The organism is Natronorubrum thiooxidans, assembly GCF_900156475.1.
GTDB classification, from domain to species: domain Archaea; phylum Halobacteriota; class Halobacteria; order Halobacteriales; family Natrialbaceae; genus Natronorubrum; species Natronorubrum thiooxidans.
This window is the reverse complement of the sequence record NZ_FTNR01000002.1, coordinates 252,244-263,438: the sequence shown is the minus strand read 5'-3', so window position 1 is coordinate 263,438 and position 11,195 is coordinate 252,244. Positions and strand designations below refer to the sequence as shown.

The window sequence follows — 11,195 nt, the reverse complement described above, 5'->3', positions numbered from 1 at the left end:
GGCCGGCTAAGATAGTCTCTCACGAAAGACAGTGTTATTTAGGTGGTGTCAACATAACTATATGTCAAGGTATTATCGTCGAAATCGCTCCCCTGACGCGCACTCGAGGGCCTGATACGGACTCCGATCAGCCGGTTCCGGCGCACCCGCGATCTGCTCTTCGGGTACGCCGGGACACCGTGATAGCAGACCGTATCGATCCGTGCTCGGCGACGTCGTTACTCGCTCGAGAACGTCTCCGTCCCCTGATCGTGAAGCGCTCGAGAGACAGTCCCGACGCCCTCACGAAGCCCATCGTGGTAGGCAACGAGTCGGTCACGAACGGTCTCGTGTTGGCGGGCAAGAATCTGGGCCGCCGAGAGTGCGGCGTTGAACGATTTGCCGGCGTCGACTGCGACCAGTGGTGCGCCGGTTGGCATCCCGATGACACTGTCGACGGATTTCTCCTGGACGGGGACGCCGATTACCGGCAGCGGGTAGGCGATCGAGGCCGTCATGTTCGGCAGGTCGGCTGACTTCCCGCCCGCGCCGGCGATGATGACCTCGAGGCCGCGATCTTCGGCCGTCTCGGCGTATGCCATCATCAGATCCGGGGTGCGGTGGGCCGAGGTGACGTACGTTTCGAACGTAAAACGCTCTGCGGGCGAGCTCTCGTAGTCGGTCTGTTCGGCAAAGTCGAGTTCGTCGACGAAAGCGTCGTAGGCCCCGCGGCGCTTCCCGCCAGTCATCATGACCTCGAGGTCAGAATCGCTGCCCATGACGATCCCGACGTCTGGTGTTTCCTCGTCTGGACGGTCCTGTTCGGCTTCGCGGTGTAGACGGTCGATCAGCTCGCTGACGCTGTCGCTCATAGAAGAAGATGGTCGGGCAGGTGACTTCAATCCGCCCGAAATCACTCTGCCGTGAACGTGAGGGCGTCCTCGAGTTCGCGTGCAGTCTCGAGGAGAGCCTCGACGTCGGCGTCCGGATCGCTACCCGAAACCGTTACGTGGCCCATCTTGCGGCCCGGACGGGACGTGCGCTTGCCGTACCAGTGGAGGTGTGCGCCGGGTGTCTCGAGAACCTCGTCGATGTCTCGCAGCCGTGCGTCCTGGTTCTCTGCGACGTCGGCCAGCAGGTTCGCGAGTGCTGTCGGCGAGCGCAGGTCGGTCGAGCCGAGCGGCCAGCCGAGGACGGCTCGAGCGTGCTGTTCGAACTGCGAGCTCTGTGCACCCTCGATCGTCCAGTGGCCCGAGTTGTGCGGGCGCGGGGCGATCTCGTTGAGCAGAATCTCGCCGTCGCCCTCTCGCGGGCCCTGCCCGCTCGAGTGTTCCGAGGCGCGTGGCGCCTCGCTCGTTTCAAAGAGCTCGATCCCGTAGACGCCCCGCCCGTCCATCACGTCGAGGACGTCCCGCGCGACATCGTATGCCCGCTCCGAGACGACGTCGCTCGAGCGCGCGGGCACGATCGTCTCACGGAGAATTTCGTCGACGTGGATGTTTTCGCCCAGCGGGAAGGTCGCGACCTCGTCGTCACCCTTCACCGCGATGACGGACACCTCGCGTTCGAACTCGACGAACGCTTCGACCATGGCGGGGCCGGCAACGGACTCAAGGGCGTCCTCGGCGTCTTCTTTCGATTCGACGGGAACGTTCCCGCGGCCGTCGTAGCCGCCAGTCCGCGCTTTCAACATCACGGGCGCGCCGTAGTCGTCGATGGCCGCGCGGATGTCGTCGGCGTCGTCGACCGCACGGAACGGCGGCACCGGAACGCCGGCGTCCTCGAGTTCCCGTTTCTGGACGAGTTTGTCGTGGATCGTCCGCAACGTCTTCGGCTTCGGATGGACTGGCGTCCCCGTATCCTCGCTGATGCGCTCTAAGACGTCCTGGTCGGCGAGTTCGATCTCGAACGTGAGCACGTCCGCGCGGGCGGCGAGTTCGCGAATTCCCGCCTCGTCGTCGAAGTCGGCGACGATCTGATCGCGGGCGACCGGCGCGGCCGGGCAGTCCGGTGTCGGATCGAGCACGACGACCTCGACGCCAAGCGGCGACGCGGCTTCGGCGAGCATCCGTCCGAGCTGTCCGCCACCGACGACGCCAAGCGTCGGTCCCGGCATCTGTAGCGTTGTCATTGCGCGAACGGTTTACGTTGCCCGGGGTTAAGGGTTCCCAATAGAACGGTTCGGTTCGAATCCCGATCGCTGCCCGTTCCGTCGGCTGCAGGTGATTTATCGTGATCGATTATCCGAGTTTGTTACTCGATAACGGTACCTCTTTTACCCGCCCACTCTACCGCTCGCGTATGACCACGCTCGGACTGGTGGTCGCGGAGTTCAACCGCCCGATCACCGAGCAGATGGAACAAGAGGCCCTCGAGGCGGCCCAGGCCGCCGGTGCCGAGGTACACGAAACGGTCACCGTCCCGGGCGTCTACGACGCCCCGTTGGCGGCGGACCGACTCGCTCGCCTCGAGGCAGTCGATGCTGTCGCCGTCATCGGGACGGTTATCACCGGCGACACCGATCACGATCAGGTGATCACCGACGCGACCGCACAGCGACTCTCCGACGTGAGTCTCGAGCGTGACACCCCCGTAACCCTCGGCGTAACGGGGCCCGGCATGTCCGCCGCTGAATCGCGCGAACGCGTCGAAAACGCGGCGAAAGCCGTCGACGGCGCACTCGATCTCGTCGTACAACTTCCCGACCCAGACCAATGACCATGGAATTCACCGACCGCGTAACCCGAGTCGAACCGTCAGCAACGCTTGCGATCTCCGCCCTCGCGACTGAACTCGAGGCCGACGGCGCAGACGTCGTCGACCTCTCCGTCGGCGAACCTGATTTCCCGACGCCGCGGAACATCACCGACGCCGGACAGGACGCAATGGACGCCGGCCACACCGGCTACACGACCTCGGCTGGCATTCTCGAGCTTCGCGAGGCGATCGCCGACAAACTGGCCGACGACGGCCTCGATCACACGGCCGACGAGATCATCGTCACCCCCGGTGCGAAACAGGCGCTCTACGAAATCGTGCAGGCGCTCATCCAGGACGGCGACGAGGTCGTCCTGCTCGACCCTGCGTGGGTTTCCTACGAGGCGATGGTCAAGATGGCCGGCGGCGACCTCACCCGCGTCGACCTCTCCGAGACCGACTTCCAGCTCGAGCCAGCGCTCGACGACCTCGCCGAGGCCGTCTCCGATGAGACCGAACTGCTGGTCGTCAACTCGCCGTCGAACCCAACCGGCGCGGTCTACTCCGACGCCGCCCTCGAGGGCGTCCGCGATCTGGCCGTCGAACACGACATCACCGTCATCTCCGACGAAATTTACAAGGAGATCACCTACGGTGTCGAGCCGACCAGCCTCGGCACGCTCGAGGGCATGGCCGACCGCACCGTGACGGTTAACGGCTTCTCGAAGGCCTACTCGATGACCGGCTGGCGGCTGGGCTACTTCGCCGGCCCCGAGGAACTGATCGATCAGGCCGGCAAACTCCACAGTCACTCGGTCTCCTCCGCGGTGAACTTCGTCCAGCACGCGGGTATCGAAGCCCTCAAGAACACCGACGAGGCCGTCGAAGAGATGACCGAGGCGTTCGAGGAACGACGCGATCTGGTCGTCGACTTACTCGACGAACACGATGTCGACGTCGCCGTCCCCGAGGGTGCGTTCTACATGATGCTCCCCGTCGACGACGACGATCAGGCCTGGTGTGAGGGCGCGATCGAAGACGCCCACGTCGCGACGGTTCCCGGCAGTGCGTTCGGGACGCCCGGCTACGCGCGGATCTCCTACGCCGCGAGTGCAGAGCGACTCGAGGAAGGGATCGAGCGACTGGCCGACGAAGGCTATCTGTAACGCCGCTGACTGGCGTTTCGAACTGCTTGCTTTTCGACGCGTGTCCTCCGTCAGCGACGGCTGTCACTCGAGTGTCCGTCCTCGAGTTTATATGCGATGAGGAGGCCATCCCCGTCATGGAGTGTCCGACGTGCGGAAAGACGCTCTTGACAGAGCACGGCATGCGCCAGCACCATACGAAAGTCCACGGCGAACCGCTGCCCAATCGAACGTGTCGTGGGTGTGGCCTCGAGTTCTACGACCCGAAGGCCCGACGGACGTTCTGTGCGGACTGTAATCCGAACGCCGGCAAGCACAACGGCAACTGGAGCGATGCGATGGAGACGACGTCCTGTGAACGGTGTGGTGAGGAGTTTGACTACTATCCGTCGAACAAAGACGGAAAGTACTGTTCGTCGTGTATCGACGCCGCCGACGGGCTCCTTCCCGAGAATCCAGCGACGAACGGCGACCGAGTGACGGTTCACTGCCGCGCATGTGACGCCACGCTCGAAGTTCGGCCGGCGCGACTCGAGGAGCAAACGCGCGGCTTCTTTTGCACCCTCGAGTGTTACGGTGCGTGGCTCTCTGAGAACGTCGTTGGCTCTGACCACCACCAGTGGGAGGGCGGGCCGATCACGTACGGCCAGCGCTGGTGGCGGATTCGCCGGCAGGCACTCGAGCGCGACGGCTACGAGTGTCAACACTGTGGGGTAGACGCCGATGAACTCGGGCAGAACCCGGATGTCCATCATCGACAGCCTGTCCGATCGTTCGATCAACCCGAAGCTGCACATACGATGGACAACGTGATCACGCTCTGTCGGAGTTGTCATCGACGTGTTGAAGAAGGGACAATAGCTGTGTCGGCTCGCGACGAAAGGTAACACTATTGTACGACGGCAGTCTATCCAGCGAGTGAAGTCCCGTGGTGTAGTGGCCAATCATATGGGCCTTTGGACGTGTTCGGTTGAGTCCGTCACGGAAGACAGCCTATGACGGCGGTTCGAATCCGCCCGGGACTACTTTTCACCAATAAAACCGAGAAAATTATTCTCCGGAGAGTCGAGCTTCAGAAACGAAAGAATTCGAGTTCTCGTGGGTCGAATTCACTTTTCGAACGACCTCGCAACTCGAGTCAGTCGGAATCCACGCAGTGATAACGGTCGTGTCCGGCAGCGATGTTAGACGTCGCGTTCACCAACCGTCGACAGCCACGGCTGGCTCGAGCGCGACACTCGAGTCCAAATCACAGCGCTGCCGATCGCGCCGAGTGAGGTGATGACCAGAAGCGAACAGAAGTACCACGGCTGGGACTGTACGACGAGCAGCCCTCGAGCGGAGGCTGGGGCGACGCCAAGCGCCAGCAAGTAGAGTGCGGTAAGAAGGGCAAGCGACGACCGACGGTAACCGTGCCAGTACAGAACGCCGACGAGCACCCCGGCGAGGAGTCCGAGTTGCCCGGAATGAAGTTCGGGAACCGTATCGAAAACCGACGCCAGGATTGTTTCAACGGTGGCCATGAGTACTCGCATCCTGCTCGAGAGATGTGATAGCGATTGTCCTGCAATTGTTCACCAATGACCCTCTCGGCTCCACGACCGGTCGATAGCTCGAGAGACACAGTGAACCCGGTCAATACGCGCGGATCAGCCGCTGTGAACGTTCGGTCGCGTGAAATCGCGTCGGAGACGAGACCGCTCCCAAGCTTCATGAAATTTCGCCGCGTAGGGGGTGGAGACCTCGAATGAGATTGCCTATCACGGACGGATACAGATCGGCCCGCTCGAGTCGGAGTACGCCAGTCTGAACGCAACGCACCCCAACGAATGACTCAGCGAACACGCATTACCGTCGTCTCCGTCGTTATTGTCCTCCTGATCGTGTCACTCGGCATCCAGGCGGTTGTCGTCGATCGTGACGCCGATATCGTCAACGAAGACGGGCGATACCCCGGGAATACGCTCGTCGGTGTCCACTCGTACACCGACGACGGGCGGGTAGTCGAGTTGACGCCCGAGGGCGAGGTTGCCTGGGAGTGGTCCGTGCCGGACTCGCGTGTGTTCGCCGTCGAACAGCTCGATCCGGAGACGGTGCTCGCGGCCGTGGCCGTCAAGACGCCCGCCGCAGACTGTCCCGAAGAGTACCTCGAGTACGAGGAGCGAGATGACCACTGCGTCCACAACCGCGTCGTCGAACTCGACAAGGAGTCGGGCGAGGTCGGCTGGGAGTACGACTGGTACGACGAGTTCATTGGCCACCACGAAGTCCACGACGTCGAGCGACTCGAGGACGGCGAGACGGCGATCATCGACATGGGGAACGATCGATCGTTCACTGTCGACCGCGAGGGCGAGATAACTTGGGAGTGGCAGGCCGAGGAGCATCTGACCCCCGGAACGCCGTTTTACGAGGCCTACGGCGGGCCCGAGAAAGACGGCGAACACGACGACTGGACGCATATGAACGACATCGACGCCCTCGAGAACGGGAACTTCCAGATGAGTATCCGGAACTTCGACGTGGTCATCGAGGTCGATCCGGAAACAGACGAGATCGTCGACGTCGTCGGCGAGCCGGGCGCCCACAGTATCCTGGAACGCCAGCACAATCCCCACCGACTCGAATCCCAGCGAACGATGGTCGTCGCCGATAGCGGAAACAATCGCATCGTCGAGCACGATCTCGAGTCCGGCGAACGCATCTGGCAGTACACCGGCCCCTCGAGTGAGAATCTCCAGTGGCCCAGGGACGCCGACCGACTGCCGAACGGGAACACGCTCATTACCGACTCTCGAAACAACCGCGTGCTCGAGGTCGATCCCGACGGCGAAATCGTCTGGCAGTACGACGACCTCGACGGCACTGTGATCCCGCTGCCGTACGAGGCTGACCGTATCGGCGTCAGCGAACGGTCGGACGCACCACCGGGCGACGAGTTGACAGTGGTCGACACCGAGCGCGGCCCGATCGAATCGATACTCAGCGAGTGGGAGGCGATGGCCCAGTACGTCTTCCCGACGTGGATGCACCTCCCGCAGATACTGCACGTCGTCGGTATCGTCCTCGGCGTGGTGTGGCTCGCCGCGGAGGGCGTCGTTTTCGGTTGGCGACGGTTCGTCGGCCGGTGAACGGAGACGGGTGCGTGCTTCCCTGTCGGTCCGAACGCACGCTCACAACGACGAACGCCACGGTCGACGATGGACGAACCCGTCTCCCGAGAGGCTTAGCGACAGCATAGGTCGCAGGTACGCCGTTAGCAGCCGTATAGTAATCCCCGTTTCCGCGAGCACACAGATATGTTCGGAACGAGCGGTATTCGAGGCCCAGTTGGAGACGACGTCACAGCCGACCTCGCACTCGCCGTGGGGCGAGCCGTCGCCTCCGAGGGCTACGAGCGCGTCGTGGTCGGTCGAGATGCTCGAGAGAGCGGGACGATCCTCGCCGAGGCACTGATCGCCGGCTTGCGCGAGTGTGGGGCGGACGTCCTCGAGGTCGGCGTCGCGCCGACACCGACGATCGCGAGAGCCGTGGTCTGGGCGGATGCGGACGCGGGGGTCGTCGTCACGGCCTCGCACAATCCCGCGCCGGACAACGGGATCAAACTCTGGTCGGCGTCGGGCAAGGCCTTCGGCCCCGATCAGCGGGCGGCCATCGTGACGCGCGTCGATCGCGAGGCGTACGATCTCAGGCCCTGGAACGAACAGGGATCGCGCGAGTCACTCGATGGCGCACTCGAAGGACACGCAAATGAACTCGCTGAAGCAGTCTCGATCGACGACCCACTGAGCGTCGTCGTCGACGTCGGCAACGGCACTGGCGGAATCACTGCTCGCGTACTGGCTGAGTTGGGGTGTGATGTCGTCACGCTGAACGGCCAACAGGACGGCAGCTTTCCGGGCAGGCCGAGCGAGCCGACGCGAGAGACGCTCACTGGCCTCTCGTCGATGGTCGAATCGACGGCCGCCGACCTCGGGATCGCCCACGACGGGGACGCCGATCGGATGATGGCCGTCGACGAGACTGGCGCGTTCGTTCCGAAAGACGTGCTGTTCGCGCTGTTTGCCCGCGAGACTGCGGGCGACGGTGACGTCGTCGCTGCACCGGTCGGGACGAGCATGACCGTCGACGACACGCTCGCGGAAGGCGGGGCGTCGGTCACGCGAACGCCGGTCGGCGACGTCTTCGTGGCCGAGGAAGCGAGCCGGCCGGACGTCGTCTTCGGCGGTGAGCCAAGCGGGGCGTGGATCTGGCCGACCGAGACGCTGTGTCCGGACGGTCCGCTCGCGGCGTGCAAACTCGTCGAACTCGTCGCCGACCGTGGGCCGCTCTCGGAACTCGTCGCCGACGTCGAGACGTATCCGATCCGGCGAACGGCACTCGAGACCGAGGCGAAAGCCGCTGTGATGGACCGGGTGTGCCCACGCATCCGCGAGCGCTACGACAACGTCGAGACGCTCGACGGCGTCTCCATCGCGGTCGACGACGGGTGGCTGCTCGTGCGAGCCAGTGGGACCCAGCCGATCGTTCGGGTCACAGCCGAGGCCCGAACCGAGCCACGCGCCGAGGAACTCGTCGCCGACGCCGTGGCGATTCTCGAGGGCGCGATCGATGCCGACTCGTGACGCCACGGTGGACGGACTCCGCCACTCGAGAATTCGGGATGCGGTGGCCCAATATCATCATATGGCCGTCACGAGCGCGATGTTCCGGGCGCACAGCCGTTTTAGCGAACCGATAATGAAGTATGTCGTCGACCCGGCTTCGGATAGATCACTGTGCGGTATCGGCCGACGTCGCTACCGGGGTGGCCCGGTGTGGTCGACTGAAGACAGAACCAACACGAGACCAATGAAACGATGAGTGGCACTTCTGACCGAGACGACGACGCATCGACGACGACTACCGGGAACGACTCGAGCGGCCTGGAGACGCTAGTGATCGGCATCGACGCGGGCTGTCTCCCGGTCTTCGAGCGGCTCTTCGAGGACGATCGGATTCCGACCATCGAGCGCCTCTGTTCGGCGGGCGTCACCGCTCCGCTCGAGTCTCAGATCCCACCGTGGACGCCGAGCGCCTGGCCGTCGCTCTACACCGGAACCAATCCTGGAAAGCACGGCGCGATCGGGTTCGTCGGCTACGATGGCTACGACTGGCACGTGACGAGCAACGACGACGTCCACGAACACCCGCTCTGGACGCTGTTGGACCGCCACGACCGCTCGAGCGTCGTCGTCAACGCCCCGGTGACGCATCCGCCCGACGAGTTCGATGGGGCGGTCATTCCGGGATTTCTCGGTCCCGAAGATCCCACCTGCCACCCAGAGGGAATCTTAGACGACGTCCGTGACGCGATCGGTGACTACCGCATCTATCCGGGGTACACACGCGACGACGACTCAGTTTCCGATGCCGAAAAGATCGAGGAGTATCAGCGGCTCGTCGGGATGCGCGGTGCGGCGTTTCGGTATCTCGTCGACGAGTTCGAGCCGGATCTCGGCTTCGTCCAGTTCCAGAAAACGGACACCGTCTTCCACGAGTTCGACGGCGACGAAACGATGGTCGAACGTGTCTACGAGGCGACCGACGAGCAGCTCGCGTCGATCCTCGAGGCACACGATCCTGACCGTGTCTTCCTCGTCAGCGACCACGGCATGGGGCCGTACGACGGTTACGAGTTCCGGCTCAACGAGTTCCTCCGTGACGAGGACTATCTCGAGACGACGACGGGCGGAAAGGGGATGCCGTCGTGGACGCCGATGCGGCGACGGCTCCGCGAAGGCGAGGAGTACGACACCTGGGAGCCCGGAACGGCCGCACGCGCCGCGGCGGTCGCGGCTCGATTCGGAATCACCGCGCGTCGACTTCGGATTGCCCTCGAGCAGGTCGGACTCGCAGAACTCGCCAAAAAGTACGCCCCGGGCGGGGTCTCTCGAACGGCGAACGAGCAGGTCGACTTCGCCGCGTCGACGGCGTACGTCCGTGCACGAACCGAACTCGGCGTCCGGATCAACCTCGAGGGACGCGATCCCGAGGGCGTCGTCCCGCCCGAGGAGTACGACGAAGTGCGTGAGGAACTCATTCGGACGCTCCAGACCGTTGAAACGCCCGACGGAGAGCCGATCTTCGAGACGGTCGCACCGCGTGAGCAGTATTTCCACGGCGAGAACGTCGACGACACTGTCGATATCGTGACGATTCCCGCCGGGTTCGAACACGCCCTCTCCGAGCAGGTGGGCGACGGTGAGTACTTCGGACCGGTCGAACCGTGGAACCACAAGCTCGATGGCGTGTTCGTGGCGATGGGTGCGGGAATCGACGAGAGCCAGTCGCTCGAGCACGTCCATCTCTTCGACGTGGCACCGACGATCATGGCCGCGATGGGAGTCCCGGCCAGCGACCGAATGGACGGCTCCGTCGTTCCCATCGTCGACTCCATCGACTCGGTGTCGTATACGGCATACGACGACACGGACGAGCGCGAGCAAGCGGTGCCGGACGAGGAGATTACGGACCGGCTGGCGGATCTCGGCTATCTGAACTGAGCCGTCGACCCGTCCACGGATCGTTTCAGCTGCTGCAAGTGTAATACGCGTCCGATAAATAAGGCAGTCGACGCCGACGATACGAGACGAACATCTCTATGGGATTTATTGCCGAAGTCCACCTCTCTCACGACGATCTGGCGCTGGTGCCGACGATCGAGCAACAGCCAGCCGTCACGCTCCGATCTGAGTACGCGGCTCCAGCCAACGGTCAGCGTCTCCAGTTTTTCTCCGCGTTCGGTGAGACATATACAGCACTCGAGGCGGCGATGGAAACTGACCACACGATTTCGAACCCGACACGCATCGCGACGTTCGAGAACCGGGCGATCTACCGGGTCACGGTCGAGACCGACCTCGAGATCATCCCCGAGCACTGCGCCGAATCCGGCCTGTTCGTGTTCACGATCACGAGCAACGACCGAGGATGGGTGACACGCGTTCATCTCCCGGATCGAGATGCCCTAGCCATGTTCCGGAAGTGTTGTCGAAGTCGTGGGATTTCGTTTCACGTAACCCAACTGTACGACTCGTCGGTGTCAGACGATGGGACGTACGTCCTGTCCGAACAGCAGTACGAAATCCTCATGATGGCGTACTACGCCGGCTATTTCGACGTTCCGCGGGGCTGTACACAGGACGACCTCGCAGCTCGCCTCGAGATATCGGATTCGGCGGTCTCACAGCGCCTTCGTCGCGCTATTTCGGATCTAATCGCCGGGACGGTCGAAAACGACCGTACGCCGACCGAATACGGATGAGAGGAGTCGACAGTGGGATTCGGCCGTGTCTATATGAAATCGATATGAAATGTCGTTGGCTCGCCAGT

10 protein-coding genes and 1 tRNA gene are annotated in these 11,195 nt (G+C 63.2%); 8 read left to right on the top strand and 3 right to left on the bottom strand.

Annotation, left to right across the window (positions count from 1 at the left end; translation table 11 throughout):
- Positions 1 to 218: 218 nt before the first annotated feature.
- Both BW940_RS04315 and BW940_RS04310 read right to left on the bottom strand, forming a co-directional pair.
- Positions 219 to 851, bottom strand: a complete 633-nt coding sequence (locus BW940_RS04315) for an AIR carboxylase family protein (protein WP_076607957.1) — start codon at positions 849 to 851, stop codon at positions 219 to 221.
- A 41-nt stretch (positions 852 to 892) separates the two neighbouring features.
- On the bottom strand, positions 893 to 2,110 hold the full coding sequence (locus BW940_RS04310; RefSeq protein WP_076607956.1) for a 5-(carboxyamino)imidazole ribonucleotide synthase: 1,218 nt from the start codon (positions 2,108 to 2,110) through the stop codon (positions 893 to 895).
- 170 nt (positions 2,111 to 2,280) lie between these two features.
- Here BW940_RS04310 and ribH point away from each other — a divergent pair, with 170 nt between their 5' ends.
- From ribH to BW940_RS04290, 4 genes are all read left to right on the top strand, one after another.
- Complete coding sequence (gene ribH, locus BW940_RS04305) at positions 2,281 to 2,697, top strand: 6,7-dimethyl-8-ribityllumazine synthase (protein ID WP_076607955.1); 417 nt, start codon at positions 2,281 to 2,283, stop codon at positions 2,695 to 2,697.
- Positions 2,694 to 3,842, top strand: a complete 1,149-nt coding sequence (locus tag BW940_RS04300) for a pyridoxal phosphate-dependent aminotransferase (RefSeq protein WP_076607954.1) — start codon at positions 2,694 to 2,696, stop codon at positions 3,840 to 3,842. The genes ribH and BW940_RS04300 overlap by 4 nt, the downstream gene beginning before the upstream one ends.
- 116 nt (positions 3,843 to 3,958) lie before the next feature.
- Entirely contained in the window at positions 3,959 to 4,708 is a 750-nt protein-coding gene (locus tag BW940_RS04295) for an HNH endonuclease (protein WP_076608124.1), read from the top strand.
- 35 nt (positions 4,709 to 4,743) lie between these two features.
- Positions 4,744 to 4,846: transfer RNA gene (locus BW940_RS04290), tRNA-Gln, on the top strand.
- A gap of 159 nt (positions 4,847 to 5,005) precedes the next feature.
- Here the strand turns inward: BW940_RS04290 and BW940_RS04285 are convergent.
- Positions 5,006 to 5,344, bottom strand: coding sequence for a hypothetical protein (locus BW940_RS04285; protein ID WP_076607953.1), 339 nt, complete (start codon positions 5,342 to 5,344; stop codon positions 5,006 to 5,008).
- 306 nt (positions 5,345 to 5,650) lie between these two features.
- Between BW940_RS04285 and BW940_RS04280 the strand changes: the two genes are divergently transcribed.
- From BW940_RS04280 to BW940_RS04265, 4 genes are all read left to right on the top strand, one after another.
- A complete protein-coding gene (locus BW940_RS04280) occupies positions 5,651 to 6,952 on the top strand; it encodes an aryl-sulfate sulfotransferase (protein ID WP_076607952.1) in 1,302 nt (433 codons plus the stop codon).
- Between the two features lie 168 nt (positions 6,953 to 7,120).
- Complete coding sequence (glmM, locus tag BW940_RS04275) at positions 7,121 to 8,446, top strand: phosphoglucosamine mutase (protein ID WP_076607951.1); 1,326 nt, start codon at positions 7,121 to 7,123, stop codon at positions 8,444 to 8,446.
- 234 nt (positions 8,447 to 8,680) lie between these two features.
- On the top strand, positions 8,681 to 10,366 hold the full coding sequence (locus BW940_RS04270) for an alkaline phosphatase family protein (RefSeq protein ID WP_076607950.1): 1,686 nt from the start codon (positions 8,681 to 8,683) through the stop codon (positions 10,364 to 10,366).
- A gap of 98 nt (positions 10,367 to 10,464) precedes the next feature.
- Complete coding sequence (locus BW940_RS04265) at positions 10,465 to 11,127, top strand: helix-turn-helix domain-containing protein (RefSeq protein WP_076607949.1); 663 nt, start codon at positions 10,465 to 10,467, stop codon at positions 11,125 to 11,127.
- The last annotated feature ends 68 nt before the right edge of the window (positions 11,128 to 11,195 follow it).

Coding starts and splice junctions, on each gene's coding strand:
- BW940_RS04315 (WP_076607957.1), bottom strand. CDS start 851: ATGAGCGACAGCGTCAGCGAGCTGATCGACCGTCTACACCGCGAAGCC.
- BW940_RS04310 (WP_076607956.1), bottom strand. CDS start 2,110: ATGACAACGCTACAGATGCCGGGACCGACGCTTGGCGTCGTCGGTGGC.
- ribH (WP_076607955.1), top strand. CDS start 2,281: ATGACCACGCTCGGACTGGTGGTCGCGGAGTTCAACCGCCCGATCACC.
- BW940_RS04300 (WP_076607954.1), top strand. CDS start 2,694: ATGACCATGGAATTCACCGACCGCGTAACCCGAGTCGAACCGTCAGCA.
- BW940_RS04295 (WP_076608124.1), top strand. CDS start 3,959: ATGGAGTGTCCGACGTGCGGAAAGACGCTCTTGACAGAGCACGGCATG.
- BW940_RS04285 (WP_076607953.1), bottom strand. CDS start 5,344: ATGGCCACCGTTGAAACAATCCTGGCGTCGGTTTTCGATACGGTTCCC.
- BW940_RS04280 (WP_076607952.1), top strand. CDS start 5,651: ATGACTCAGCGAACACGCATTACCGTCGTCTCCGTCGTTATTGTCCTC.
- glmM (WP_076607951.1), top strand. CDS start 7,121: ATGTTCGGAACGAGCGGTATTCGAGGCCCAGTTGGAGACGACGTCACA.
- BW940_RS04270 (WP_076607950.1), top strand. CDS start 8,681: ATGAGTGGCACTTCTGACCGAGACGACGACGCATCGACGACGACTACC.
- BW940_RS04265 (WP_076607949.1), top strand. CDS start 10,465: ATGGGATTTATTGCCGAAGTCCACCTCTCTCACGACGATCTGGCGCTG.